This window comes from Corynebacterium sp. NML180780 (assembly GCF_007786415.1).
Lineage (GTDB): Bacteria > Actinomycetota > Actinomycetes > Mycobacteriales > Mycobacteriaceae > Corynebacterium > Corynebacterium gottingense.
Genome location: NZ_VNKN01000010.1, coordinates 26,364 through 53,180, shown reverse-complemented (window position 1 = coordinate 53,180; position 26,817 = coordinate 26,364). Strand labels below are relative to the sequence as shown.

18 protein-coding genes are annotated in these 26,817 nt (G+C 67.2%); 7 read left to right on the top strand and 11 right to left on the bottom strand.

Translation table 11 applies throughout. The features are described from left to right. Window positions 1-117 precede the first annotated feature (117 nt). From trmB to FPP74_RS08265, 7 genes are read left to right on the top strand one after another with little or no spacing between them, the layout of a single operon-like run. Window positions 118-897 carry a tRNA (guanosine(46)-N7)-methyltransferase TrmB gene (trmB, locus tag FPP74_RS08295; protein ID WP_144717910.1) on the top strand — a complete coding sequence of 260 codons (780 nt, stop codon included), beginning with the start codon at window positions 118-120 and terminating at the stop codon, window positions 895-897. Window positions 898-900: 3 nt separating this feature from the next. Then, the gene (locus FPP74_RS08290; RefSeq protein WP_144717908.1) at window positions 901-1,572 is read left to right on the top strand and encodes an NYN domain-containing protein; all 672 of its coding nucleotides are present in this window, start codon (window positions 901-903) and stop codon (window positions 1,570-1,572) included. 13 nt (window positions 1,573-1,585) lie between these two features. Beyond that, window positions 1,586-3,904 carry an MMPL family transporter gene (locus tag FPP74_RS08285; RefSeq protein ID WP_144717906.1) on the top strand — a complete coding sequence of 773 codons (2,319 nt, stop codon included), beginning with the start codon at window positions 1,586-1,588 and terminating at the stop codon, window positions 3,902-3,904. Beyond that, window positions 3,888-4,949 carry a YbhN family protein gene (locus FPP74_RS08280; RefSeq protein ID WP_144717904.1) on the top strand — a complete coding sequence of 354 codons (1,062 nt, stop codon included), beginning with the start codon at window positions 3,888-3,890 and terminating at the stop codon, window positions 4,947-4,949. Before FPP74_RS08285 ends, FPP74_RS08280 begins: the two co-directional genes overlap by 17 nt. Further along, window positions 4,946-6,430: an FAD-binding oxidoreductase gene (locus tag FPP74_RS08275; protein WP_144717902.1), complete on the top strand. Its 1,485-nt coding sequence runs from the start codon at window positions 4,946-4,948 to the stop codon at window positions 6,428-6,430. Before FPP74_RS08280 ends, FPP74_RS08275 begins: the two co-directional genes overlap by 4 nt. 20 nt (window positions 6,431-6,450) lie before the next feature. Next, window positions 6,451-7,755, top strand: a complete 1,305-nt coding sequence (locus tag FPP74_RS08270) for a cyclopropane-fatty-acyl-phospholipid synthase family protein (RefSeq protein WP_144717900.1) — start codon at window positions 6,451-6,453, stop codon at window positions 7,753-7,755. A gap of 41 nt (window positions 7,756-7,796) precedes the next feature. Beyond that, window positions 7,797-8,150 (top strand): DUF3054 domain-containing protein, encoded by a 354-nt coding sequence (locus FPP74_RS08265; RefSeq protein WP_233125517.1) that lies wholly within the window; start codon window positions 7,797-7,799, stop codon window positions 8,148-8,150. 170 nt (window positions 8,151-8,320) lie between these two features. On the opposite strand, the gene FPP74_RS08260 is transcribed toward FPP74_RS08265, so the two are convergent. From FPP74_RS08260 to FPP74_RS08210, 11 genes are all read right to left on the bottom strand, one after another. Beyond that, complete coding sequence (locus tag FPP74_RS08260) at window positions 8,321-9,862, bottom strand: acyl-CoA carboxylase subunit beta (protein ID WP_144717898.1); 1,542 nt, start codon at window positions 9,860-9,862, stop codon at window positions 8,321-8,323. Then, on the bottom strand, window positions 9,846-14,678 hold the full coding sequence (gene pks13, locus FPP74_RS08255; protein ID WP_144717896.1) for a polyketide synthase Pks13: 4,833 nt from the start codon (window positions 14,676-14,678) through the stop codon (window positions 9,846-9,848). The genes FPP74_RS08260 and pks13 overlap by 17 nt, the downstream gene beginning before the upstream one ends. 34 nt (window positions 14,679-14,712) lie before the next feature. Next, on the bottom strand, window positions 14,713-16,572 hold the full coding sequence (locus tag FPP74_RS08250; RefSeq protein WP_144717894.1) for a FadD32-like long-chain-fatty-acid--AMP ligase: 1,860 nt from the start codon (window positions 16,570-16,572) through the stop codon (window positions 14,713-14,715). 29 nt (window positions 16,573-16,601) lie between these two features. Then, complete coding sequence (locus tag FPP74_RS08245; RefSeq protein ID WP_095536011.1) at window positions 16,602-17,564, bottom strand: cutinase family protein; 963 nt, start codon at window positions 17,562-17,564, stop codon at window positions 16,602-16,604. Window positions 17,565-17,576: 12 nt separating this feature from the next. Then, window positions 17,577-18,068: a DUF732 domain-containing protein gene (locus FPP74_RS12485; RefSeq protein WP_095536010.1), complete on the bottom strand. Its 492-nt coding sequence runs from the start codon at window positions 18,066-18,068 to the stop codon at window positions 17,577-17,579. Beyond that, window positions 18,065-20,026, bottom strand: a complete 1,962-nt coding sequence (locus FPP74_RS08235; protein ID WP_144717892.1) for an alpha/beta hydrolase-fold protein — start codon at window positions 20,024-20,026, stop codon at window positions 18,065-18,067. Before FPP74_RS08235 ends, FPP74_RS12485 begins: the two co-directional genes overlap by 4 nt. A 263-nt stretch (window positions 20,027-20,289) precedes the next feature. Then, complete coding sequence (locus FPP74_RS08230; RefSeq protein WP_095536009.1) at window positions 20,290-21,300, bottom strand: alpha/beta hydrolase family protein; 1,011 nt, start codon at window positions 21,298-21,300, stop codon at window positions 20,290-20,292. A gap of 76 nt (window positions 21,301-21,376) precedes the next feature. After that, complete coding sequence (locus FPP74_RS08225) at window positions 21,377-23,200, bottom strand: hypothetical protein (protein WP_144717890.1); 1,824 nt, start codon at window positions 23,198-23,200, stop codon at window positions 21,377-21,379. Window positions 23,201-23,213: 13 nt separating this feature from the next. Then, on the bottom strand, window positions 23,214-24,194 hold the full coding sequence (locus tag FPP74_RS08220) for a decaprenyl-phosphate phosphoribosyltransferase (protein WP_095536007.1): 981 nt from the start codon (window positions 24,192-24,194) through the stop codon (window positions 23,214-23,216). After that, entirely contained in the window at window positions 24,191-24,733 is a 543-nt protein-coding gene (locus tag FPP74_RS08215) for a phosphatase PAP2 family protein (RefSeq protein WP_144717888.1), read from the bottom strand. The genes FPP74_RS08220 and FPP74_RS08215 overlap by 4 nt, the downstream gene beginning before the upstream one ends. After that, on the bottom strand, window positions 24,723-26,669 hold the full coding sequence (locus FPP74_RS08210) for a glycosyltransferase (RefSeq protein WP_255456105.1): 1,947 nt from the start codon (window positions 26,667-26,669) through the stop codon (window positions 24,723-24,725). The genes FPP74_RS08215 and FPP74_RS08210 overlap by 11 nt, the downstream gene beginning before the upstream one ends. Between the last annotated feature and the right edge of the window lie 148 nt (window positions 26,670-26,817).

The following is a 26,817-nucleotide window of genomic DNA, read 5'->3' as shown; positions in this document are numbered from 1 at the left end:
GTTGCCCGACCTGCCTGGCGCCTCCCCCTGGAATGGGGTGGCAAGGGGGGCGTCGATAAGCGCACGAAAGCCCCTCACAAACTTGCGTCACCGCACGTCATGTGGACAATAAACACAATGAATAACGCTGATTTTTCCCAAACTCCCCGCGAGGGGACTGGCGAGCTGCCCGCCGGGCGCCCGCTGCAAACTGACTTTGGCACCGGGCTGGACTACCCGCGGCTCGGCTCGGTGACCTTCCGCCGCGGCACGCTCACTGAGAACCAGGAGGCCCTGTTCAACGAGCACTGGCCGTGCCTCGGCCGTGTGCTCACGAACGAGACGGACGGGCACATCGATGTGGACGAGTGGTTCGGGCGCGCGGGCCACCCCACGATCATGGAGATTGGCTCCGGCACCGGCACCTCCACCGCCGCGATGGCGCCGCTGGAGGCGGACACCAACGTGATCGCGGTGGAGTTGTACAAGCCCGGCCTGGCGAAACTCCTGGGCGCGGTCGTGCGCGGCGGGATTGAGAACGTCCGCATGGTGCGCGGCGACGGCGTGGAGGTGCTGGCCCGCATGTTCGACGAAGGATCGCTCGACGGCGTGCGCGTCTTCTTCCCAGATCCGTGGCCGAAAGCGCGCCACCACAAGCGGCGCATCATCCAATCGGGCACGCTCAACCTCATCGCCACCCGCCTTAAGCCCGGCGGAGTGCTGCACGTGGCCACCGACCACGCCGACTACGCCGAGTGGATCGACGAGCTGGTGGACGTGGAGCCGCTGCTGGAGTACAAGGGCTGGCCGTGGCCGGACGCCCCGCTGCTGACGGACCGCCAGGTGATTACTAAGTTTGAGGGCAAGGGCCTGAACAAGGACCACGTGATCCGCGAGTACCTCTGGGAGAGGAAGTAACCAATGGTTCTGCAGGACAAGACGCACCCGTACACCGAGGGCGCACCGGCCGGGCCGGAGTCCTACCTGCTGGTGTGGGACGCACCGAACCTGGACATGGGGCTCGGCGCCATCCTGGGCAGCCGCCCCACCGCCGCCTACCGTCCCCGCTTCGACGCGATCGGCCGCTGGCTGGTCGGCGAGGCGGACGAGCGCTCCGCGGAGACGGACACGCAGGTCGAGCCCGAGGCCACCGTGTTTACCAACGTCTCCCCCGGCAACACCGAGGCGGTGCGCCCCTGGGTGGAGGCGCTGCGCAACGTCGGCTTCGCCGTCTTTGCCAAGCCGAAGGTGGACGAGGATTCGGACGTGGACCAGGACATGCTGGACCACATCGAGCGCCGCTACGAAGAGGGTGTCCTGCGCGGCCTCGTGGTCGCCTCCGCGGACGGGCAGAACTTCCAGGAGCGCATCGAGGAGCTCGCCGCAGAGGGCATCCCCGTGCAGGTGCTCGGATTCCACGAGCACGCCTCGTGGGCCGTGAACTCTGACGCGGTGGACTTTGTGGACCTGGAAGATATTCCGGGTGTGTTCCGCGAGCCGCTACCGCGCGTCAACCTGGACCACCTGCCGGACGGCGGCGCCTGGATGCAGCCGTTCCGCCCGCTGTCCTCGCTGCTGCATAACCGCGACTAAGGAGGCCTCCCTCGTGTTTTACAGGTGGGGCCGCGTCGCCTTCCGCCACCGCCGGGTCATCCCGCTGGTGGTCATTGCCATCATCCTGGTGATGCAGGTCCTCTTCGGCGCCAAGCTGGGCGACCGCCTCTCGCAGGAGGGCTGGGAAGACCCCGGCGCCGAATCCACGGCCGCCGCGCAGATCGAGCAGGACACGTTCGGCCGCGACAACGCCGGCGATGTCATCGTGCTCGTCTCGGCCCCCGGAGGCGTGCAGGACAAGGCGCTTATCGACGCCGCGAATACCCAAATCGCCGCCATCCAGGACAGGCACGCGGCGCACATCGACCACGTCACCAGCTACTTTGCCAAGCCGAACCAGCAGCAGATCAGCGCGGACGGCACCCAAGCGTTCGCCGCGATCGGGTTGAAAGGTGATGGGGAGCAAACGCTCAAGGACTTCCGCGCGATCGAGCCGGACCTGCGCGCCATCGAGCTGCCAGGCGACGCGACCGTGCAGATCGCGGGCGCGACCGCCGTGGCCGACGCACTGGATGACGGCATGGCCAACGACATCGCCCGCGCCGAGAAGGTCGGCCTCATCTTTGTGGCCGTCATCCTGCTCTTCGTCTTCGGCGGCGTGGTCGCCGCGGCGATGCCGCTGATCGTGGGCATCCTGTCTATCCTCGGTTCCCTCTCGCTGCTGTCCGTCCTGGCGCAGTTCCAGCAGGTCAACATCTTCTCCCAGTCCGTGATCACGCTGCTGGGCCTGGGCCTGGCCATTGACTACGGCCTGTTCATGGTCTCCCGCTTCCGCGAGGAGCTCGACCGCGGCCTGGACGTCGAAGAAGCGGTGGCGGTGACCACCACGACGGCGGGCAAGACCGTGTTCTTCTCCGCACTCATGGTGGGCGTGGCGCTGTCCGGCCTGCTCATGTTCCCGCAGGCGTTTTTGAAGTCCGTGGCCTACGGCGCGATCAGCGCGGTCGTCCTTGCCGCGGTGATTTCGGTGGCGGTGCTGCCCGCGCTGTTCGGCATGCTGGGCAAGCGTATCGACATGTGGTCGGTGCGCCGCACCAGCCGCACGGCCCGTCGCCTGGAGGATACGGTCTGGTACCGCATCCCGGCGTGGGCCATGCGCAACTCCAAGAAGGTGGTCGTGGGCATCACCGCCCTGCTGTTCCTCATCACCGCCCCCGGCGCCGGAATCACCTTCGGCGGCATCAACGAGTCCTACCTGCCGCCCACACAAGAAACGCGCCAGGCCCAGGACGAGTTCAACGAGGCGTTCCCCGCCTTCCGCACGGATCCGGTGAAGCTGGTGGTGACCGGGGCGTCGAACGAGCAGCTGGGCAACATTGTCATGCAGACTCGCCAGGTCTCCGGCCTGGCCTCACCGCTGAAGCCCTCGCACCCCACCCAGGACGGCACCACGATCCTCTCCGCCCCGCTGGCGGACCGCAACGGCGGCCAGGAGGTCGTGGACCAGCTGCGTGACCTAGACGTCCCGGACGGCGTGCAGACGTACGTCTCGGGCACACCGGCGATGGAGGTCGAGTCCATCGAGGCGCTCCTCCACCGCCTGCCGTGGATGGCGCTGTACATGGTCGCCGCGACCTTCCTGCTCATGGCGCTCCTCTTCGGCTCGCTCATCCTGCCGGCCAAGGCCGTGATCATGAACGTGCTGGGCATCGGTGCCACGCTGGGCTTCCTCACTGCCGTCTTCGTCGGCGGCCACGGCGCGAGCCTGCTCAACTTCACTGCGGGCCCACTCATGAGTCCGGTGCTCGTGCTCATCGTGGCCATCCTCTACGGACTCTCCACGGACTACGAGGTCTTTTTGGTCTCGCGCATGGTGGAGTCCCGCCACAACGGCGCGTCCACCGACCAAGCGATCAAGGAGGGCACGGCGCACACCGGCGGCATCATCACCGCCGCCGCAGCCATCATGATCGTGGTCGCCGCCGCCTTTGCCATGAGCGACATCGTCATGATGAAGTACATCGCCTTCGGCATGATCTTCTCGCTGGCGCTCGACGCCACCATCATCCGCCTCCTGCTCGTCCCCGCCGTGATGCACCTGCTTCGCGACGACAACTGGTGGGCACCCCGCTGGGTCAAGCGCGCCTACGCCTCCCTCGGTGAAGGCGACGAGAGCAGCGCGGGCACTGCGGGCAGCCAGCCCGCGCCTGCCGCACCCGCGCAGCCCGCCGACGACCCGGAAACCCACCCGGGCCGCGCCGGCGTCTCGGTGGAAGAGAACCACGAACTCGTCCCGTTCCGCGAGCTCATGCGCCAGCTGGAGGAGCGCAAGGCCCTCGAGTACACCCAAAAGCGTGAGCTCGAACGGTAGCCGCGCGCAGGTACTGCGGTGGGTGCGCTGGCTCGCGCCCGTCGTCTTGCTCGCACTCCTCGTCGCCGCGTTCTGGGAGGAGCTCGACTTCCTCGCGGACTCGTGGCGGGCCCTGCGCCGCGCCGTCGCTCACGCGCCCGGCCCGATCGCCGGCGCCGTCGTCGCCGCGTTTGGCGCGATTGTCGCCATGGCCGCGGTGATGAAGATCCTGCTCAACGTCGACGCCAAGCGCACGGACATGGCGCGCACCACGGCGCTCACACTCGGCTCCAACGCCTGGTCCACCACCCTGCCCGGCGGCCCCGCGCTCTCCGCGTGGTTGACCTACCGCGTCCAGCGCTCCTGGGGCGCATCCCCCGGCCTGTGCGGCTGGTTCTTCGTCATCTCCGGCGCGCTGTCCACGGTGTGGATGGCGCTGATCGGGCTCGCCGCCGTCCTCTTCCTCGGCGCCGACCTGTCCGCGGCCACTCTGTGCACGTCGATCGTGCTCACCGTCCTCGTCATCGTCGCCATGTTCTGGGCCACCCGCCACCCGGCACTGCTGATCCGCTGGACCCGCTTCCTCCCCGGCTCCGTGCGGGGCAAGGTCGCCGACGTGATCACGCAGGTCTCCCACATCCGCATGACCATCGGCCAGTTCTTCTCCTCCGCGTTTTGCTCCCTGTGCAACCGGCTCTTGGACGTCGTGGTCTTCTACTTCTGCGTCTGGTCCGTCGTCGGCGACGCGCCCGGACTCCACGCGGAGCTCAACCGGGCGAGCCTCATGGGGGTCACGCTCGCGTTCATCATGACCAAGCTCGCCGGCGCCGCCCAGGTCACCCCGGGAGGGGTCGGCACCGTCGAGGCCGCCGCTGCCGCCTCGCTCGTCGCAGCGGGCATGACGCTTATCGACGCCACCGCCGCCACCCTCATCTACCGCATCATCTCCTTCGTACTCATCACCGCGATCGGCTGGGTCGTTCACATTGTCTGCTACGCCGGTCGTGGCTACATGCTCGGAACGCCGCGCGAAGTCCAGACGATGGGTCTATCGTACGACACATGAGCGTATCTGATGGTCTCGCAAGGTCCCTCGCTGGCGTGCGCAGCGTCGACGGAGAACGAGTCACTCCAGTGGGCTGGCATGCGCACAGCCAGGGCGTGGAGACCCTACTGGCGAGCTTCCGGCAGGTCCCCGCGGGCGAGCGCGTCCGCCTGGCCAAGCGCACGTCGAATTTGTTTCGCAAGCGCGTCGAGCCCGGCGCTGGCCTCGATGTCAGCGGCCTCGGCGGGGTCATCGCCATCGACCCGGTTGCTAAAACCGCGGATGTCCAGGGGATGTGCACGTACGAGCAGCTTGTCGACGCCACCCTGCCCTTCCACCTCGCACCCCTGGTCATCCCCCAGCTGAAGACCATCACACTCGGCGGCGCCGTCTCCGGCATGGGTGTGGAGTCCACCAGCTTCCGCAACGGCCTGCCACACGAGTCTGTCATCGAGATGGACGTGCTCACCGGCACCGGCGACATTGTGCGCTGCTCACGCGAGGAGAACGTGGACCTCTTCCGCGCCTTCCCCAACTCGTACGGCTCCCTCGGCTACGCGGTGCGCCTGAAGATCGAGCTGGAGTACGTCGCGCCATACGTGGAGCTGCAGCACGCACGCTTCCACTCCCTGCGTGACTTCCAGGAAGCGCTCAGCGCCGTCTCCGCCTCCGGATCGTGGGACGGCCGCACGGTGCACGGGCTTGACGGCGTAGCCTTCTCCCCGGAAGAGCAGTACCTGGTGCTCGCCTTCCAGGCCGACGACGCCCCGGGCGCCTCCGACTACACGCGCGACGCGATCTTTTACCGCTCCCTACAGCACCCCGAGGGCATCACGCACGACTTCCTCACGATCCGCGACTACATCTGGCGCTGGGACACCGACTGGTTCTGGTGCTCGCGCGCCTTTGGCACGCAGCGCCCGAAGGTGCGCCGGTTCTGGCCCCGCGAGCTGCGACGCAGCGCCTTCTACTGGAAGTTGGTCGGGCTGGACAAGAAGTACGATCTGGAATACCGCTTCCTCAAAAAGCCCAAGAACCTGCCGCGCACCGAGCGCGTCGTGCAAGACATCGAGGTCACCGACGCACATGTCGCCGAGTTCCTCGACTGGTTCTTCCAAGCCAGCGAGATCGAGCCCGTCTGGCTCTGCCCCATCAGGTTGCGCAGCGACTCGGCTGCGCTCTCACAGCTTGGTCTGCCTGAGCACGCCCCGTGGCCGCTCTACCCGCTCGAACCGGGCACAACCTGGGTCAACGTCGGGTTCTGGTCGGGTGTGCCCGCCGACCACGTCTCGCCCGCCCAGGAGCCGGGCGCCTTTAACAAGGTGATCGAGCGCAAAGTAAGCGAGCTGGGCGGCCACAAGTCGCTCTACTCCGAGGCCTTCTACGACCGACCCGAGTTCGAACGCCTCTACGGCGGCGACCTGCCAGAGCGGATGAAGGCCACGTACGACCCGGACCGACGCTTCCCGGGCCTGTTTGAGAAAACTGTCAACAACGCATAGCGCACAGGAGAAGAAAGCACATGAGCAAGTTCGTACCAATGACCGTGGCAGACATCGTGGATACCCTGTTCCCCACGTACAACCCGTTCCGCTGGGAAGCATTCGACGGGTCCTCCACAGGGCCGGTGGGCGCGGAGCACACGGTGCGCGTGAACAGCCCGGAGGGGCTGTCCTACATCGCCACCGCACCTGGCGACGTCGGCCTGGCGCGCGCCTGGGTCACCGGCGGACTCGGGGTCGAGGGCGAGCACCTAGCCCACCCATACGCGGTGTTTGATAAGCTGCGCAACCTCTACGCCCACTACAAGCGCCCGAACCCAAAGGAACTCTGGCGCATCGTGCGCTCCCTGCGCGGCATGGGTGCGTTCCAGATCCAGCCCGTGCCAGAGGCGGAGCAGGCCTCCTGGTTTGAGCGCACCGTTCGCGAGGGCCTCGCGCCCCACTCCAAGGAGCGCGACGCGAAGGTCATCTCCTCCCACTACGACGTGGGCAACGACTTCTACGAGCTGTTCCTCGGTGACTCCATGGCCTACACCTGCGCCTACTACCCCACCGAGGACGCCAGTCTGGACGAGGCCCAGGAAAACAAGTTCCGCCTCGTCTTTGAAAAGCTCCACCTCAAGCCGGGCGACCGCCACCTGGACATCGGCTGCGGCTGGGGCTCGATGGTGCGCTACGCCGCCAAGCGCGGCGTGAAGTCACTCGGCGTCACCCTGTCCAAGGAACAGGCCGAATGGGCGCAGGCGAAGATCAAGGAGGAGGGGCTCGAGCACCTCGCGGAGGTGCGCCACCTGGACTACCGCGACGTCTCCGAGTCGGGCTTTGACGCGGTCTCCTCCATCGGGCTCATGGAGCACATCGGGGTAAAGAACTACGCCTCCTACTTCGACTTCCTCTCCAGCAAGCTGCGCCCGGGCGGCGTGATGGTCAACCACTGCATCACGTTCCCGGACAACCACAAGACGAACAAGGACGATTTCATCGGCCGCTACATCTTCCCGGACGGCGAGCTCACCGGCTCCGGCACTATCGTGCGCAAGATGCAGGACCACGGGTTTGAGGTCGTCCACGAGGAGAACCTCCGCTTCGACTACATGCGCACGCTGCGCGATTGGTGCGAGAACCTTAAGGAACACTGGGACGAGGCGGTCGAGCTCGTCGGGCTGAACACGGCCAAGCTCTGGGGCATGTACATGGCGGGCTCCGAGTGGGGCTTCGAGCACGACATCGTGGAGCTGCACCAGGTGATGGGCATCAAGCTGGATAGCGAAGGCTCCCGCTCCGGCACGCCCGAGCGCCGCTGGTGGAACGACTCGGTATTCTAGGCGCGGTGTTTTCAGTACCGCGAGGCGCTAGCATGGCGGGTATGAAGAAAACGATTTCGAAGCCGTACGCCATCGCCGCTGACTACGTCGCTATCGCGGTGTTTGCGCTGCTCGCGCGCGCCGCGCACCAGACCGAGGAGATGCCGTTTAACTTCACCGGCTGGCTGTCCACGCTGTGGCCATTCGCGCTCGGAGTGACGCTCGGCTGGCTCATCGCCCGCGATAACAAAGGCGGCATCATTTGGCCGGTCACCGTCATCACCGGCCTGGTCATTTGGGGGATCCGCAACCAGTCCATCCCGCACTGGTCCTTCATCATCGTGGCCACCGTGATGTCCGCGCTGCTCATGCTCGGCTGGCGCGGCATTGCCAAGCTGGTGGCAAAGAAGGGCTAGAAGCTCGAGCCGAAGTTGTACATCGGGTCGCCGGTCTGGATGCCGTTGACAAACCAGACGAGCATGCTGATCAGGTCGCCGGCGAGATCGAGGGTGGAAGAGAGCATCGAATCTATACCTTTCTGGTGAGGAGATCGTACGGTTAGCCTATCGGCACCGTAACCATTTCGTTACAGCGGGCTGATCGTGTGCTTCTTCGGCAGATCGGACTCCCGCTTGGTGGAGAGCTGGCGCAGGGCTCGTCGTAAAGCAATGCGAGTCTCGTTCGGCTCGATCATCTGGTCAATGTACCCGCGCTCCGCGGCGACATAGGGCGAGGTCATGTTCTCGTCGTAGAAGTCCATGAACATCTTCTTCATCGCCTCGCGCTGCGCGGGATCCTCGATGGCAGCGAGTTGCTTGCCCTGGATCATCACCACGGCAGCAGAGGAACCCATCACCGCGATCTGGGCGGTGGGCCACGCCAGGTTGATGTCGCCGCAGAGGTTCTTCGAGCCCATTACGGCGTAGGCGCCGCCGTAGGCCTTACGCACAATCAACGCGACCTTGGGCACGGTCGCCTCCACGCCCGCGAAGGCGAACTTCGCGCCGCGGTGGATCAGGCCCTCGCGCTCCTGCTGCACGCCCGGCAGGTAGCCCGGGGTGTCCACCACGTAGACGATGGGAATGTTGTACGCATCGCAGGTGCGGATGAAGCGCGCGCCCTTGTCGGCAGCATCGGCGTCGATGCAGCCAGCCTGGTACATGGGATTGTTGGCCACAAAACCGACAGCGCGGCCGTCGATACGCCCGAAGGCACAGATGAGGTTCTCGGCGTAGTTCGCCTGGATCTCCACCAGGTCCTCGTCGTCGCCGAGCTGGACCAGCAGGTCCATCATGTCGTAACCGGCGTTCGTGTCGTCGGGCATGAAAGAGTCCAGCTCGCTGTCGTCGAGTTCCTCGTCCTCCGGTGCATCGACGACCGGGGCCGGGTCGAACGTCGAGGTAGGCAGGTGCGCGAGGAGGTCGCGCACGTAGTCGAAGGCCTCCTCCTCGGAAGCCACCACCGCCTGGATGTTGCCCGACTGCTCCTGCACGCGCGCGCCACCCAGCTCTGCGGAGGTGATGTCCTCGCCGGTCACCTCGCGGATCACGTTCGGGCCGGTCACATACATCTCGGATTCGCCATCGACGGCGACCACGAAGTCGGTAGTCACCGGGGCGTAGACCGCGCCACCGGCGGACTTGCCTAGCATGATGGAGATCTGCGGGCTGCGGCCCGACAGCGGGAGCTGGCGCTTCGCAATCTCGGAGTACATGGCCAGCGACGTCACCGCGTCCTGAATGCGGGCGCCACCCGAGTCCTGGATGCCGATGACGGGGCAGCCGATCTTGATGGCAAACTCCATCACCTCGACCACCTTGCGGCCAAAGGTCACGCCGACAGAACCGCCGTAGACGGTCTTGTCGTGCGCGTAGATCGCCACCGGGCGGCCGTCGATACGCCCGTAGCCCGTGACCACACCGTCGGAGTAGACAGCCTTGTCATCACCCGGGGTACGCGCGAGCGCGCCGATCTCCACAAAGGAATCCTCGTCAAGCAGAGCGGCGATGCGCTGGCGCGGAGTCGTTCGGCCGGCGTCATCGCGGCGCTTCCGGGAACGCTCCGACCCGGGGTCCTGGGCCTTCTCCAGCCGGGCGCGCAGGTCTGCAAGCTTATCGGCGGTTGTCATGCTCAATCCAATCGTTCATGTGCTTGCCCACGATCCCCACCGCGGGCTCGTCCACCACGGCGAGGTGGTCGCCGGGAAGGTGCACGATGGTCAGGTCGTCCACGATAGCGCCCCAGCCGCCGTCCTCGTCAATGTGCGCGTAGTTCGGCTCCAGCTGGATCGCGCCGTCGTGCATGCGCTCCGCGCGGAACAGCAGCACGGGCACGGTCACGTCGGCCCAGCGGGTGAAGTCCAGGTGGTTGAGGATTTGGTTGTCCACAAAGGACGCGCGCTGGTGCTCAAGCACCCCGGCGGCCAGGCCGTGCTCGGAGGCGTCGGTCGTAGCGAGGAACTGCGAAAGCATCTCTAACAGCGCGTCCTCGCCCGCGGTCTCGAGCAGGTCGTAGGGCACCTCGAAGTCCAGGCCGTACGTCTCCTTGGCAAAGGCGGCGTAGCGGCCCCAGCGCGCCTTCGTCTCCTCCGGCGTGTCCGGGATCGGCTCGCTCGGCTGCGTGGTGTCCAAAAGCGCGATGAAGTCGATTGTGTCATTGCCCAGCTGGTGCGCGACCTCGTAGGCCAGCGCGCCGCCGAAGGACCAGCCGGCGAGCACGACCTTGCGCCCCTTCGCCAGCTCGGTGATGTCCTTCACGTACGCCGCGGCACGCTCCTCAAGCGAGCCCTCGAGGCGCTCCACGCCGTAGACCGGCACGTTGTCGCCGAGTCGGCGCGCCAGCGGGGCGTACACGCTCGAGGACCCACCCGCCGGGTGGAACACAAAGACGGGGTTGACCTCGTCGGAGCCGTCGCGGAAGACGCGAATGTTGCCCTCCACCTCGGTCTCGAGCCCCTCGCGCACGATGTTCGCCAGCGGCTCCAGCGTCTCCGCCTCGAGTACCTGCTGCGCGGTGACCTCGATGCCGGAGCGCTCGGTGAGGTGGGTCGCAATGTCGTGCGCTTGGGCCTCGCTTATCGACGCCAACGTGGACGTCACACCAGCCGCGGCCTTCCCTGCGTACTTCGCCCAGGCGCCAAACACCATGCGCTCGGAGGCGTCGCGCGGGGCGACGCCGACGCCCTGCGCCGGTTCCGCGGATTCCGCCTGCGCGGAACGCTTGCTGGGCTCCGCCGGCTCCGCGGCCGGAGCTTCCGCCTGTGCGGAATTTTCGCGTCCAGCGACTGCGTCTTCGACGATGCGGATGACGTCGGAGACGGAGGCGTCGCGAAGCGTCTGCACCTGCAGCGGCGGGATCTGGAAGTCGTTTTCCACCTGGTTCTTGATGCGCATGCCCATCAGCGAGTCCAGGCCGAGGTCGATCAGCGGCAGCTCGTCGGGCAGGTCCTCCGGGTCGTAGCCCATGGATTCGGAGACGATGCCGCGCAGGCGGTCCGCCACCGTCTCGCCGGAGGCGGGGTCCCAGCGCACGGCCTCGACACCCTCGGCGCCTGCGGCACCCTCGCTCGCGCTCGGTGCGGTGGCGGCGTCACCCGTCGGGGCGATCTCCGCCACGCCCGCGAGCTGCTCATCGCCGCCGAGCGACAGCGTGGTGACAAACCCCTCCGCGAGCAGCGTGTCCTCGTTGAATACCTTCACGCTCGCGCCTCCCAGGCTCGGCTGGACCACCGTGGTGACCTCGCCGTCGGCGGGCAGGTAGCTGTGCTCCTCGCTCGCCACGACGCGGCCACCGGGGAGGACCTCGGCCGCCGCGGCCTCAATGAGCTGGTAGGGGCTAAAGACCTGGTCGGCCTGGGTAGCAAAGGCGACCTTCCCGCCGGGCAGGCGGACCTTGGCGCCCAGCAGGGACCCGCCCGCCGCCGAGGGGCGGGCGGCTGTCCAGTAGGAGTTTGTGTGGAGGGCGGTGCGGGGGGCGTCGATAAGCGAGCCCTCGCCGTAGAAGCCCGCGAACTTCACGGGCATGCCGCCGACGTAGAGCTTGGCGGCGAGATCCAGCAGCGCGCCGACTTCGTCCACCTTGCGCTTGTTGGTAAACAGCAGCTGCGCGTCCGGCTTGCCCGCGGCGAACGCGGTGTTCATCATGCCCATGAGCGCGACCGGGTTCGGGGTGACCTCCACCAGGGTGGTGTGGCCCGCGGCGAAGGCGGCCTCGGTGGCGTCCTGGAAGTAGACCGGCTGACGCGTCATGCGCAGGAAATAGTCCATGTCGTGCACGACCGCGCCCGCCGGGTAGACCTCGCCGCGGTCCACGGAGGTGAACAGCGGCACAGTCAGCGGGTGCGGCTCGATGCCGGCGATGCTGCCGGCCAGGTCGCCCAGGATCGGGTCGAGCGCGCTCGTGTGGCCCGCGCCGCGCACCTTCAGCTTGCGGGCGAACTTCTCCTCCTTGGTCAGCGCGTCCACGATGTAGTCCACGGCCTTGCCCGGGCCGCCGACGGTGGTCATGCCCGGACCGGCGTAGACGGCGGGCTCCACGCCCGCGGCCTCCGGGTGAGCCTGGATGAATTCGGCGAGCTGGTCGCGGGACAGCTCCACCACCGCCATCGCGCCCTCCTGGTCGGTGCCGGCGATCATGGCTTCGCCCTCGCCCATGAGGCGAGCGCGCTGGGTGGCAATGAGGATGGCGTCCTTGTCCGAGATGCCGCCCGCGGCGTAGGCGGCGGCGATCTCGCCCATAGACATGCCCATGGTTGCCGCCGGGGTGATGCCCATGGCGGCGAGCAGGTCGGTCTGCGCGATCTGGATCGCAGTGATGGTGACCTGGCCGGTCTCGGTGTCGTAGGTCTGGCCGTCGTCCGTGATGATGTCCAGCATGGACCAGCCGCCCTCGAACTGCACGTACTCGTCGAGCTCGCGCATGCGCTGCGCAAAGAGCGGGGAGGCGTCGAGCAGCTGCTTGGCCATCTTGCGGTGCTGCGAGCCGAAGCCCGAGTAGACGAAGACGGGGCCGACCGCGCCCGGCGCGTCGGCGGTGACGATGCCGGGGCCGATCTTGCCGTCGGCCACCTGGCGCAGGCGCTTCACGGCCTCCTCGGTGGTCGCGGCCTGCACGACGGCGGCGGAGCGGCCGTGGTTGCGCTTGGCCAGCGAGCGGGCGATGGGCGCGAGGTCCGCGTCGGCGCGGCCCTCCAGGAAGTCCGCGAGCTGGGCCGCGGCCTCTTTGCGGCGCGAAGGCAGCAGCCCGGAGACCGGCAGCGCGACCTGCTCGGCGGCGCCGGCGACGAAAGCGGCGGCGTCGGTGTTTTCGGTGTCCACGGCCTCTGCGGTGTCCGCTGCCTCGGAGGCAGCCTCATAGTCAGCGGAGTCGAAGTCGGTGACCACCACGTGCGCGTTGGTGCCGCCGAAGCCGAAGCCGGACAGTCCCGCGACGCGGCGGCCGGAGTACCGGGGCCACTCGCGCGGGTCCTGCACGACCTCGATGCGCTCCGCGTCAAAGTCCACGAAGTGGTTCGGCGCGGTGAAGTTCGCGCTCGCCGGGATGGTGTCGTGTTTGAGCGCCTCGATCACCTTGATCATGGCCACCACGCCCGCGGCGGATTCGGAGTGGCCCACACTCGACTTCGCCGAGCCGAGCAGCAGCGGGTCTGTGGCCTCGCGGCCCCGGCCGAGCACCTCGCCCAGCGCGGTGGCCTCGATCGGGTCGCCCAGGATGGTGCCGGTGCCGTGGGCCTCGACGAGGTCCACCTCGTGCGGGTCCACGCCCGCGTCCGCGTAGGCGCGGCGCAGCACGTCTACCTGCGCGTCCGGGTTCGGGGCGGTCAGGCCGTTCGAGTGGCCGTCGGAATTCGTGGCGGAGCCCTTGATTACGCCGAGGATCTCGTCGCCGTCCGCCATCGCGTCCTCCACGCGCTTGAGCACGACGAAACCGGCGGCCTCGGAGCGTACGATGCCGTCGGCGTCGTCGGAGAAGGCGTGGATGCGCCCGGTGGGGCTGATCACGCCCAGCTCGGAGAACATCAGGGACGCGAACGGGTTGGCCAGGATGTTCACGCCGCCGGCAAGGGCCACGTCCGCCTCGCCGTCGCGAAGCGCGCGCACCGCGTGGTGCACGGAGACCAGCGAGGACGAGCAGGCGGTGTCCACGTTCATGGACGGGCCGCGGAAGTCGAAGGCGTAGGAGATACGGTTCGGAATAATCGAGCTCGCCGAGCCGGTCAGCGCGTACGGGTGCGCCTGCGCCGGGTCGGCGCCCATGAGCATGCCGTAATCATTTGCCGAGGACCCCACGAACACGCCCACGGGCTTGCCGCGCAGCGAGTCGGCCGGGATGTGCGCGTCCTCCAGAGCCTCCCAGGCGACCTCGAGCATGATGCGCTGCTGCGGGTCCATGTTGGTGGCCTCGAGCGGGGACAGGCCGAAGAACTCGTTGTCAAAGGACGCAATGTCGTCGAGGTAGCCGCCGTCCGTGGACTCCTCCGCCATCTTGGTGCGCAGGTAGGGATCGCCCGTGTACTCGCTCCACCTGCCTTCGGGCAGCGGGCCGGTGGCCACGGTGCCGTCGAGAAGCAATTGCCAAAACGCCGCCTGATCCTTCGCGCCCGGGAAGCGGCCGGCCGAACCCACAATCGCAATGTCGCGCTGCGCGGGGGCAAGTGCTTCACGACGCCCACTCGTCCCCCCACTCACGCTCCCCTTCGGCTCGGGCGCGGTCAGCGCCTTGGCTAGGGAGAGGATGGTCGGGTGCTGGTAGGCGATAGTGGGGTCGACGCGGCGGCCGAGCGTGCGTTCGAGCTCGCCGGAGAGCACCACGGCATCGCGAGACGACAACCCGTAGGCCTCGAGCGACTTGGCCGGATCGACCGAATCGGCACCAGTAATGTCGGCGGCCTCAGCGGTCTGGGCCACCCATTCCTGCAGCCAGCGGATCAGTTCAGTCTCAGTCATTGCGCGTGAATTCATAACACCTAAGGTTATCGTCCTACTGCGGGTTCGCGTTAGCACGCTCCTGGAATTGCTTTGCGTTCACCCGGCGCGCGATCTTGCCCGACGATGACCGCGCGATCTCGTTCGGCGCGCGGAACTCCACCACGTCCGGGGACACGCCGTGGTGCGAGGACACGGCGGCGCGGATCGCTTCTTCCGCGGCGGCGTCGCCGGACGCGTCGGCGGTGTCGCCGCGCTCGACCAGGATGACCAGGCGCTCCACGTCATCGCCCGGGACGGAGAAGGCGGCGACGGAGTCCTTGCGCACATGCTCGGACGCCTCCATCACGGTGGCCTCGATGTCCTGCGGGTAGTGGTTGCGCCCCGCCACGACGACCAGGTCCTTCACGCGGCCGGTGATGTAGAGCTCACCGTCCACGAGTACGCCGAGGTCGCCGGTGTTGAGCCAGCCGTCCTTCGGCAGGCTCTCCTGGAGCGTCGTGCCGATGGTGTTGGCAAATGTGTCGGCGGTCTCCTCCTTGCGCTCCAGGTAGCCACCAGCCACGTTCGGTCCGTTGACCCAGATCTCACCCACCGAATTTTCCGGGACCTCGTCCTTGGTTGCCGGGTCAACGATGGCAAAGCGCATCCAGTTGACCGGCTGGCCGTTGGACGCGAACTGGACGCCCTCGCCTTCCGCCACCTCGGCGGCGGTGCCGGCCGCGAGCTGCTCGCGGTCGAAGGAGGTAAAGCGCGGCAGCTCCGTCGTCTTGCCGGCCTGCGGGGTGGATACCAGGAGGGTCGCCTCGGCCAGGCCGTAGGAGGGGCGCAGGACCTCGCGGCGCAGGCCCGACTTGCCAAACGCGGTGAAGAACGCGTCGACGCCCGGCTTGGTCACCGGCTCGGAGCCGATGATGATGCACTCGAGCTGGGAGAAGTCGTAGTCCTCGGCTGCCTCGGGCCCGTTGGGCGCAGCGTAGCGGGCGGCCATGTCCAGCGCAAAGTTCGGCGCGACGGTGTAGATGTGCATGTCCTCCGGGTCCGACTCGCGGCGGGAGAGGCGCTCCATCCAGCGCTTCGGCTGCTGCACGAAATCCTGCGGCGTGAAGATCTCCATCTCGTTGCCCAGGATGATCAGCAGCGTGGTGACCACGATGCCCATGTCGTGGTGCAGCGGCAACCAGGACACCAGGCGCATCGGCTGCTGCACGCCCACGCCGCTGTAGATCTGGATGACGTTGGACACAATGGACTCGTTGGTCAGCTTCACGCCCGCCGGGGTGCGGGTGGAGCCGGAGGTGTACTGCAGGAACGCGGTCTGGTTCGCGGTGTCCGCGCCGGCGGCACCCGCCGCCTCTGCCGCTGCGCGCAGCTCGCCCCAGCCCTGGGCCAGGGTGTCCGGCAGCGCGTCGACGGCGATGATGCGCGGGCGCTGCGCCGACGGCAGGTCGGCAAAGTAGGCGCGCACCGCGGCGGCGCCCTTCTTGTTGGTCAGGACCGTCTTCGCACCGGAGTCATACAGCACGGCGCGCAGGTGGCCCTCGTGGCCGGGCTCGTTCGGGTCATAGAGCGGGACGGGCACCTGGCCCGCGTACATCGCGCCGATAAAGCCGAGGATGTACTCGGGCGAGTTGGCCGCCAGGATGGCTACGCGGTCGCCGGGCTTGCCCACCTGGGCCAGGCGCACGGCGATCGCTTTGATGCGGGTGTTGACCTCACGGCGCGTGTACACAACGGAGTTGCCCTCGGCGCTATCGGAGTAGTCCCAGAACCTGATGCTCACGGCATCTGCCTGCCCGGCGTGCTCGGCCGCGGCGTAGAGCATCTCCGTCATGGCGGGGATGGTAAATCCCGGCGGGATCGTGATGTTTCCGTCCTGGTCGAGGAAGCGTGCGATGATTGCGTCGAGATCCATGTCTGGGCCCTCCAAAAATTAGTTAGTACCTACAAAGCATCTATAGTAGTGCGCGCCCAATCCAGCGTCCACTGTGGTGTGGTCGTTCCCGGAATCACATCCGGGTTTGTCGCATACATCGCGTGGTTTCCGCTTGCCATTACTAACTCCTGCGCACGCTCCAGCGCATTGCCTACGCGCGCGGGCGCATCGCACACGGTGTCCGCGGGTGCGCAGATCTCGAAGGCGCGGTCCGCAACCTCGCCAAACCCGCCGGGGCGCGCGCCCGTCATGGTCGCGCCCGGCGTCACGCCGTCGGCCACCAACTGCAGCGGCTGCAGCGCGATCTCCGCGCCCACGCCGGTCACCGGCGCGCCCGGGTTCACACCCACGCCGTTCTCGCGGCGCCCGTCCGCAATCATCACCGCGCCAAGCAGGCGCTCCGGCGGCACAGCGTTCATCCCGGTACCAATCTCGTTGGCAATGTCGCCCACGATCACCGCGCCCTGGCTGAACCCGGCGATGATGAACTTGGTGCTCGGGCATGTCGTCGCCACGTGCTTCAGCTCGCCGTTGAGCTTCGCCTTGCCCTCGGCGCGGGAGTCGTCATACGTCATCTCGCGCCGGCCATGCTCAGTCTGGATGTTCCGGAACTGCGCGGTGTACGGCACGGTAAACACGCGGACGTGGTTGATGTCGTACTCCTGCTGGAGCGGTTGCGTGATGGAGAGCATGAAGCTCTGCGGGTTGGCCTGCGGATTGAACGGGTCATCATCCGCCGAAGACTCCCAGGTGCCGGGCACGGAGACGAACTCGACGGCCGGGCACCAGTCCGGCTCGGCCGGTTGCTCCGGGTCCTGCGACCCGCCCTCAGTCTCGCCCTGGCCGGGCACCGGGGACAGCGCCGAATCACCGGATTGGTCCGACGCCTGCCACTGGTAGACCCCCAGCCCGATGACTGCGAGGACCACCAGGACGGCTGCAACCACAAAAACGTTGCGCCCTTTGCGCATGAAGTGCCTTTCTTAGCAGAGGTTCGCGCGCGCGGTGTCCGCAATCAGCGTGCCCAGGGCAGCGGGGTCCATGTCGGTGCGCCGCTGCGCCACGAGCTGGCCGGCGACCGCGTCGCGCGTGACGGTATCGTCCGAGCACACCGTACGCCCCGTGGCTGTGAGTTGGTCCTCAACTCCCTCCACGTTCAGTCCGTTCTCGCGGAGCTGCTCCAGGTAGGTCTCCTCCTGCGCGGTAAAGCCCGAGGCCTGCTGCGGCACCGAGGTCACCTCCTGCGCCGGTTGGTCCTCCGGCCGCGAGCCGGACTGGGCCGCCGGGGCCTTGGAGCTCGTCGCCTCAGAGCGGGTGGTGCCGGGGGCGGCGGTCGAGGACTCCGCCGGGGCGGAGGAGGACTGCTCAGCGCTTGCCGACGCCTTCGCGTCCTCGCCGTCAACAGTGGTGGAACCGGAGCAGGCGGCGAGGGAGAGGGTGAGCGTCGCTAAGCACAGGGCTCCGAGACGCCTCATCGCTTCACCACCGTGCCATTGACCTGCTCCAGGGTGCCGTGCTGGAAGCTGATGGTGAGGCCGCCGGCGCTGATGTCCTGCATGTCCGAGGTGGGCCAGCCCAGCTCGCCCTGCTCGTAGCCGCGCTTGCCCCACTCGTCGAAGATGTCACCGTAGTAAATGACGTGCGCGCCGGACTCAGCGGACCAGTAGATGTTGCCCTTCTCAAACGGCTGGAAGAAGCCGCCCTTGATGGCAATCTCGTTGCCCGTGGGGAAGCCCAGGTCCGAGGTGGCGGTGCCCATCTCGCCGTACTTCGCGCCGATCGCGCCGTGGACGATGTGGTGGGTGCCGTCCGGGTTGCGAGTGAGGAAGCCGCCCTGGAACTGCTGGACGTAGCCCTCGCCAACCTTGTTGGCTTCCTTGACCGGGTACTTCAGGTCGCCCGTCTCAAAACCGTTCTCGCCCCAAGCCTGGAACATGTCGCCCGGGATGGCGTACGCGCCGGTCTCCGGGGTCCAGTAGATGGAACCGTTTTCGAAGTGCACGAAGCGGCCGACGCCGTCCGGGGTAGCCTGCTCGCCCGTGGTGGGGAAGCCGAGCCAGCCCTGCGCGCCGCCCAGGCCGCTGTACTTGGCCAGGATGGCGCCGTACAGGGCGTGCGCGCCGGTGTTGGGCGCCCAGAAGGCCGTGCCGCCGCGGAAGTCCTGGGCCTTGCCCTGCTTGTCCTTGCCCGCGTCGTACTCGTTGTTCACGCAGGAGCCGATCGAGCCGTCCGCGGTGACCTCGGCGATCGCGCCAACCGGGGTGCAGTCCGCGCTACGGTCCGCCTCGGCCACGCCGAGCGAGTTGGCGATGTAGGGCCACGCCTGCGTCATCTCGAACTGCCAGTACTCCCAGGAGTGCACGCCGGACGGGCGGAACTTCACAATCGGCTTAACGTTGGTGCGGCTGGCGTAGTCCACGAAGGTCTGGGTGGACAGACGCGAGAGCACCTCGAGGCCCACGCCCGCCGGGTTGGCCGCGCCCTTGGCCACGGAGTCTGGGCTGCCAAAGTCGTCGCGGCCCGAGCCGGAGGAGACGTAGACCGTCTTGCCCTCCAGGTTCTCAATGCCCAGCTTGGGGTCGTGGTCGACCCAGTCCTGCGAGCCGAGCGGGCCCCACATGGCCTCCGCGTCGTAGCCGCCCGCGTCCAGCTGCGCCGCCTTGATCGCCGACGGCATACCGGTGGTCGTGGTGTCCAGGTAGCCGGAGAAAGAGCCGACGAAGTCGAACAGGTGCGGGTTGCGCTCCGCCAGGTTGATTGCCGCGGTGCCGCCCATGGAGATGCCGGTCAGCGCGCGCTTGTCGTTGGAACGGAAGCGGTTGTGCAGGATCGGGATGAGCTCCTTGGTAAAGAAGGTCTCCCACTTGTAGTTCTTGCCGTTGTTTGGGCGCTGCCAGTCGGAGTAGAAGGAGGACTCGCCGCCCACCGGCAGGATCACGTTGACGTTCTTGTCGGCGTAGAACTGCTCGATGTTGGTTTCAATGGTCCAGCCGTTCTCGTCATCACGCGCGCGCAGGCCGTCAAGCGCCCAGACCTCCGGGAACTTCGCGTCCGGGTTCTGGTGCCAGTCGCGCGCCAGGAGGATCTGCACCTGCATGAGTTGGTCAGGCATCGCCGCGGACTTGATAAACACGGCGACGCGGCGGTTGGTCAGCCACTCGATGCGGTCCACGCTCACACCGTCCGGCAGGCCCGGGATCTGCGGGTGCTCGTCGACCTCGATCGGGGTCCGCGCCGGCGGATCCTTCGGACGGATCGCGTCCGAGAGACCGCGGGAGTCGCCGAACGTGCTGCTGCCACTGCTCAGTTGTGCCTGCGCCTGCGGGGCGACGCCGGGAAGCGCCGCTGCGACCATGAGCGCCGCGGTGGGCACTGCTGCTACCCGAGCGATACGGGCACGCAGCCTCGTGTTGGGGGAACGGTGTTCGCGCATGAAGGTGTCCTGCCTCATCAATTCGTCTGGTCATGGGGGCGTCGCGCCCCTGCAGGCCGGTCCGGGGGTTCCCCTCCCCCGGCGTAGCCAGTGCACGAGCGCTTGTGTAACCCAAAGGTTAAGTTTGACTTGAGACTTTACACGGTGACACGCCGGGAACTTTTGGGGCAAATGTTTTCCGTGTGACTGCGCCGCGCAGTGCCAGAACGCACGAAGGCCCCGCTCCCACGAATGCGGGGAACGGGGCCAGCGGCAGCCGGGGTTTACCAGGCGTTCATCACGTTGAGAATGCGCGGCTGAGTGGCCACGAGCTGGGAGCCGAACTGATCCCAGTTGTGCAAGCCAGTCGGCGTGAACACGGCGGTGTGCTGTACGCCCGTCACGGTCGCCTTCGCGCTCCACAGGTGGGTGGTGAAGTTGGCAATGGACTCCAGCGCGATTCCTGACGCGCGGTGCTCCGGCAGGTACTTGTCATCGGCCGGACCTGGGACCGCGCTACCGGAGGACACGTAGACGTCCTTGCCGCGCAGGTTCCCCATATTCAGGAACGGGTCGTTCTCGTAGCGGCGGGGATTGAAGATGGAGCCCCACATGGCGTTGAGGTTGTACAGGCCGCCGTCGAGAAGCGCGACGCGTAGCGCCGTCTGGCCACCAGGGATGGTGGTGGTGAGGTAGCCGGAGTACGAGAGGACCTGGCGGAACTGGTTCGGGTGCAGCGCGGCAAGGTTGATCGCGGCGGTGCCGCCCATAGACAGGCCAAGGATGGAGTTGTTCGTGGGCGAGACGCCGAAGTTGTCCCGCAGGTAGCTCGGCAGCTCCTGGGACAGGAAGGTGTCCCACTTGTAGGTCACGGGGTGGTTGAAGTCGTACGTCGCGGGCGCGTTCCAGTCCGTGTAGAAGGAGGACTGGCCACCGACCGGCATGACGAGCGTGATGTTGTTGTCTTTAAACATCTGCGCCGCGTTGACGTCGTTGACCCAGGCGTTGGTGATCTCCGTGGCGCGCAGGCCGTCGAGCATGTACAGGCCCGCGTTGCCGCCGCGCTGCGCCGGCTGGATCTGCACGGTGATGTGGCGGCCCATCGCGGGCGACCAGACGGTGCAGCGCTGTACCCAGAAGCCGACGCGGTCCCACTCGCACGTACCCGTGGAGTCGGGGCGCAGCCAGTCGCGGTTTGCTGCCGAGGCTTGCGGGGCGCTCACCACTGCGCCCAGGGCGGTCAGCAGCGCCATGAGCAGCGCAAGCAGACCACGCTTCGATTTCGTCGCGGACATTACTCTCCCAACTTCGGTGAATGTTTTTCAGCTTTTGGTTACAGCAACGTTACCAAGTTGAGACCGTAAGAGCCATTCAATTCACCGGCCAGGCGATCTGCGTCCCCGAAACCCCAGGATCCTTGCCCTTTTTGATCTCCCGGATCGTCTCGTCCGAGAGGTAGACCGTTGGATCCTGCTCAAGCTGGAGCGAGCGACCGTCACCCAGAGAATACTGCACATTTTCCCAGAAACGGTGCCAGCTCATCGGCTCACGCGAGCTGGCCAGCAGGTCCGCGATGGGCTCCTCGCGCAGCGCCGCGCGCACCGCACGCGCCTGCTCGCGGTCCACGTCCTTGGGCATCGAGTCGATCTTCGTCGCGGAGTCCGCCACCTGCCACTCCATGGGCAGGTACTTGTCGTGCCCGACTCGCCCCTCCGGGTCGCGGGGCATGCGCGCGGCCAGCGGCGTGGCCAGGCCCACCGAGTCCAGCACGCGCATCTCCAGTGGCGCGTTCATGCTCGTCATGCCCAGGTTGGTGAGGTATGCCGTGGTCGGCAGGTCCAGCAGGTCGCTCCCCTTGGCCTCGTCCTCGTCCATGCGGGGGCGCCAGTACCAGGAGTATTCGTCCGGGTGCGTGCTCAGCCGCGCGATGTTGAGCTGCCCTGCGTCGTGCTCCTGCCCGTTCTCCACCGCCTCGGTCCACGATTCCATCAGTTTGGAGCCGAGGAAGTCCTCCGCGTGCAGCGGCGGGTCGGCCGGGCTCTGGCCGATTGCGTAGGACCAGAACTCGCGCTCGTCGACAATGTTCAGCTCCTTCTCGCCGCGCTCGTACGCGAACCAGTCGATGGGGTGCGCGCGCACGATCGTCACGCCGGCGAACACCGTCGCGGCAAGCGTCAGCGCGATGGTCACGCGCGTCAGCGGCACCGTCATCATCGGCAAGAGCAGGGCAAACAGCGGCAGCAGCAGCATGCGCCCGTGCATGAAGTCGCCGCCCACGCGCAGCACGTACAGCACGTGCACGAGGGCGCAGCCCGCGGTGAGCAGGACAATTGCTAATCGACGCCCCCTCGCACCCCGCAGCAACCACACCGCACACCCCGCGACGACCAGCAGCGGCAGCCAGAGCCAGTAGTAGCCAACAAAGTCCCAGAAGTAGGTCCCGCCCCGGGCCCACTCCGCGTCCGAGGCGGACTTGGCCACCGCCGTGTGCGGGGTGAGCAGGCCGTAGAAGCCCATGCGGAATAGCTGGTACGCGGCGGGCACCGGCAGCGCGGCTGCGAGGATGCCCGCCCACTTGCGGGGACTGTACGCCAGCAGCACGATGCCGGTCACCCCGCCGTAGAGCGCAAGCTCCGGGCGGACCAGCCACGACAGGCCGCACCAGAACGCCAGCCAATACCCGGACACCGGGAGGGCGCGGCGCCCAATCGGGGCGGCCCACTGGACCAGCAGCGCCCACCACACGGCGAGCCACATGATGCACAGGCCCCACTCCAAACCGGAGGTGGCAAAGTCGCGCGCAGGCGGGAGCGCCAGGTAGATGAGGATGCCAAACGGCAGGACAACGCCGCGGGTGGCGGCAGCCTGGTCCCAGAACCGGCCCGAGCCCACGGTGGCCACGACGGCGCCGATGACGGTGCAGGCGAGCGCGAGCCACATCGCCACGTCCTCGAGCCGGGCGCCCGTGAGCCAGCCGAACGCCGTGATGAGGTACTGCCACAGCACTGAGGTGTTGGCCTCCACGCGCTCGCCGATGTTGAACACGGGGCCGTTGCCCGCGAGCAGGTTGCGCACGGTGCGCAGCACGATGAGTCCATCGTCGGACATCCAGCGGCGGGTAAATCCTCCCCAGAACGCAAAGATGCCCGCGATTGCCGCTGCAGCGAGCAGCGAAATGCGGGCCTGTTTGTTCATTCCAGCGATACTACTAAGCCACCGCCGGAATGACGTAAACCGCCATGACGATGCAGAGGATCCACGCCAGGGCGAGCAACTGCAGGACGCGGTCCTCCAGCGCGATCTCGTCCGGCGCGCCGCCCTTGCCGCCGTCCACCTCTGCCGCGTAGCGCAGGATCGCGATGACGAACGGGACCATGGAGATCTGGTACCAGATCGCGGCCGGGCCATCGGTGTCGTTGGACAGCTGGAAGCCCCACAGCGCGTAGCTCATCACGACCGCCGTTGCGGACAGCGTCCACACGAAGCGCAGGTACGTGGCCGTGTAGCCCTCCAGCGCCTTGCGGATCTTCGCGCCCGTCTTCTGCGCCAGCAGCATCTCCGCGTAGCGCTTGCCCGACGCCATGAACAGGGAGCCGAACGCGGCCACCAGCAGGAACCACTGCGACAGGGCGATGCTCGCGGCCACGCCGCCGGCCATCGTGCGCAGCATGAAGCCGGACGAGACCAGCGCGATGTCAATCACCGGGATGTGCTTCCAGCCGAAGCAGTAGCCCAGCTGCAGGGCGATGTAGATGCCAATGACCAGCGCGAGCGCAGGGCCGTCCGTGGCCAAGAAGGACAGGCCCAGGGCCAGGGCGATGAGGATGGCAGCCATGCCGAAGGCCAGCTTGATCGGCAGCATGCCGGAGGCGATCGGGCGGAACCGCTTGGTCGGGTGCTCGCGGTCCGACTCGACGTCCAGGGCGTCGTTGACCAGGTAGATGGAGGACGCGCCGAGGCAGAAGACGATGAATGCGAGTGCGACGTCGATAAGCGTGCGGCCCGTAAACTCACCGGCGGCGAGCGGGGCGGAAAGCACGAGCACGTTCTTGACCCACTGCTTGGGGCGCAGGCCCTTGATCATCGCGTCGGGCAGGTTCTTCGGCGGCTTGCGCTTGGTGCTGATGTCCACGCCCGTGGTGTGCGGCTCCGGCTTGAGCAGGGGCTCGTCGTATTCCTTTTCCGTCATCGGGTTGTCCTTTCCACCTCAACTGCAACCTTGGCCACCGCCGCGCCCAGCGCAGCGCCCGCCAGGGTGTCCGTAGGGTAATGCACCCCGAGCACGTTACGCGAACACATCATTACCGGCACGAGAAGCCACGGCAGTTTCGAGCCCGTAATGTCCGCGAGGTGCACCGCGGCCGCCGCCGTGTTCGTCGCGTGCGAGGAAGGAAACGACAGCTGCGACGGTGTCTTCACGCCGATCTTCACGCCCGGATCGTGGGGGCGCGGCCGCCGCACGATGCGCTTGAGCACCACGCTCGCCGCGTGCGCAACGAAGGTGCCCGCGCCCAACGCCAGCCACTTCCGGCGGTTCGCGCTTGTCGACGCCGCGCCCACCGCAGCCACGCCCATCCAGCCCAAGTCGTGCTCGCCGAAGTGGCTCAGCGTGCGCGCCACCTTCGTGGTGGCCGGGGTAAACGCGCGGTCTTGCAGGGCGATGAGCAGCTCGGCTTCTCGGGCGTCGAGCGAGTGCTTGTTACTGGGCTTTCTGGGCTTACTGGGCATCGAAGATCTTCCCCCACTCCTCGTGGCTGGTCAGGCGTGGCATCGCGGCGCGGTACTCGGACTGCAGGTCCGCCCACCGCTCCTTGATCTGCGCCTGGAGTTCCTTGGTCTGCTTGAGCAGGGCGTCGCTCGTAGCCTTGTCGCGCTTTCGGAAGGCCACGCCCGTACCGCCGGCGGTGGATACCGTAGCGGAATCGACGCGGGCCAGCGTGTACCAACGGGCCTCCTCGGCCGTGAGGTTGAGCTGCGGCGCGTCCCAGTGCGCGCGGTCCTCGGTGGTGAACTGGTGGCGCAGCGCCTTCACCGCCCACGGAATCTTCTTCACCTTGGCCAGGCGGCCGCCGATGTTGCGGGTGGGCACACCCGGCGCGCCGGTGGGCGCGGGCAGGTCCGCGGCGGAGCCGATGACCTGGGCGTCCGGGTACTGCTTGCGGATTTCCTGGATCCTCGGAAGCGAGGACTCGAGGATGCTGAACAGCTGGTCCGGCCCCTTGAGGAAGTCCTGCATAGCCTCCACCTGGATCGCCATGGTGGAGTACTCCATGCACATGATGTGCTTGTAGGTGGACTTGAGCATGTTGCGCAGGATGCCGTCGGCCTTCTCCGGGCCGTACATCGCGGCGACGATGAGGCGGTTGCGCAGGTGGAAGTAGGCCTGCCAGTCGATCGCGTCGTCCTTGTCCGCCCACGCCATGTGCCAAATGGCCACGCCCGGCCAGGTCACCGTGGGGTAGCCGGCCTCCTTGGCGCGCAGCGCGTACTCGGTGTCGTCCCACTTAATAAACAGCGGCAGCGGCAGGCCGAGCTGCTCGGCGACGGCGCGCGGGAACAGGTTCATCCACCAGCCGTTGTAGTCCACGTCGATGCGGCGGTGCAGCGCGCGCGAGGTGGTCTTGCGCGGGTCCAGCTCCTCTTCCTGGGTGCCCACGTAGCCCAGCGGGTACTTGGAAAAGTCGTGGTCGTAGACGGCGTGCTCGGCAGCGCCCCACATGAAGGTGGAGCGGTCCACGGCCTCGCCGGTGGTGCGCAGCTGCGCGCGGTCCTGCAGGTTGAGCATCTGCCCGCCGACCAGGATCGGGGTGCGCGCGTAGCGGGCTGCCTGCACCGCGCGCACGATGGAGTCGGGCTCGATCGCGATGTCGTCGTCCATGTAGAGGATGAACGGCGCGTCCGTATTGTTCAGGCCCTCGTACATGATGCGGCTGTAGCCGCCGGACCCGCCCAGGTTGCCCTGCGGGAAGATGCGCAGCTTGTCACCGAGCGCGGCCTGCGCCTCCGCGAAGTCCGGCTCGTCCGCCGGGTGCTGGTTGCCCTGGTCCGGCATGAGCACGTGGCTGATGCACGCCTCCACTACCGGGTCCTCGGCCAGCGCGTGCAGCGCGTTGACCGCGTCGCGGGGGCGGTTGAACGTGGGGATGCCCACGGCTACCTGCTTGGGCTGGGGAGGGATCGTGGTGGCGTCGTGAAGCACCTGCTCCTGCGGCGCCTGGTCGGCGCACCACGCGGCGTTGGTGACGGTGGCGTCGGACTCCGCGGTGATGTCGAACCAGAGCCAGCCGCCGTCCTCGAAGTTTTTCAGCGGGAGCGGAATCTCTACGTGCTGGTCGGCGACCTCAACGTTGGTCACGCTGATGCGCACGCCGTCGTGCTTCGAGCGGTAGACGGAGATGGTGGCCGCGCCCTGAATATCCAGGCTCAGGACCACGCGGTCCAACTGCGACCAGCGACGCCAGTAGGAAGCCGGGAACGCGTTGAAGTAGGTCTCGAAGCTGACCTCCTGCCCTTCCGGGACAGTCAGGGTCGTGCGGTCCGACCAGCGCACGCGCTGCTTATTCTGCTCCGCCTCAACGAGGTACAGCGAGCGCACGTCGTGCGGTTCGCCCTTGCGCGGCATGAGCACGCGCGCCAGCGTCTCTACGGCAATCTGCGTATCCAAGAGGTCTCACTTCCACTGTATTTGTGTACTGGGTTTGTGTACTGGACGTATTTCAGACAGTTCCTCCCCAGCGTAATGGCTCGCGGCCCGTTTGCTTCGTGCGGCTCGCGCGGCAGCGGGGTTTTCGGGTTGGGATGACAGAGCGGTT

Coding starts and splice junctions, on each gene's coding strand:
- trmB (WP_144717910.1), top strand. CDS start 118: ATGAATAACGCTGATTTTTCCCAAACTCCCCGCGAGGGGACTGGCGAG.
- FPP74_RS08290 (WP_144717908.1), top strand. CDS start 901: ATGGTTCTGCAGGACAAGACGCACCCGTACACCGAGGGCGCACCGGCC.
- FPP74_RS08275 (WP_144717902.1), top strand. CDS start 4,946: ATGAGCGTATCTGATGGTCTCGCAAGGTCCCTCGCTGGCGTGCGCAGC.
- FPP74_RS08270 (WP_144717900.1), top strand. CDS start 6,451: ATGAGCAAGTTCGTACCAATGACCGTGGCAGACATCGTGGATACCCTG.
- FPP74_RS08265 (WP_233125517.1), top strand. CDS start 7,797: ATGAAGAAAACGATTTCGAAGCCGTACGCCATCGCCGCTGACTACGTC.
- FPP74_RS08260 (WP_144717898.1), bottom strand. CDS start 9,862: ATGACAACCGCCGATAAGCTTGCAGACCTGCGCGCCCGGCTGGAGAAG.
- pks13 (WP_144717896.1), bottom strand. CDS start 14,678: ATGACTGAGACTGAACTGATCCGCTGGCTGCAGGAATGGGTGGCCCAG.
- FPP74_RS08250 (WP_144717894.1), bottom strand. CDS start 16,572: ATGGATCTCGACGCAATCATCGCACGCTTCCTCGACCAGGACGGAAAC.
- FPP74_RS08245 (WP_095536011.1), bottom strand. CDS start 17,564: ATGCGCAAAGGGCGCAACGTTTTTGTGGTTGCAGCCGTCCTGGTGGTC.
- FPP74_RS12485 (WP_095536010.1), bottom strand. CDS start 18,068: ATGAGGCGTCTCGGAGCCCTGTGCTTAGCGACGCTCACCCTCTCCCTC.
- FPP74_RS08235 (WP_144717892.1), bottom strand. CDS start 20,026: ATGCGCGAACACCGTTCCCCCAACACGAGGCTGCGTGCCCGTATCGCT.
- FPP74_RS08230 (WP_095536009.1), bottom strand. CDS start 21,300: ATGTCCGCGACGAAATCGAAGCGTGGTCTGCTTGCGCTGCTCATGGCG.
- FPP74_RS08225 (WP_144717890.1), bottom strand. CDS start 23,200: ATGAACAAACAGGCCCGCATTTCGCTGCTCGCTGCAGCGGCAATCGCG.
- FPP74_RS08220 (WP_095536007.1), bottom strand. CDS start 24,194: ATGACGGAAAAGGAATACGACGAGCCCCTGCTCAAGCCGGAGCCGCAC.
- FPP74_RS08215 (WP_144717888.1), bottom strand. CDS start 24,733: ATGCCCAGTAAGCCCAGAAAGCCCAGTAACAAGCACTCGCTCGACGCC.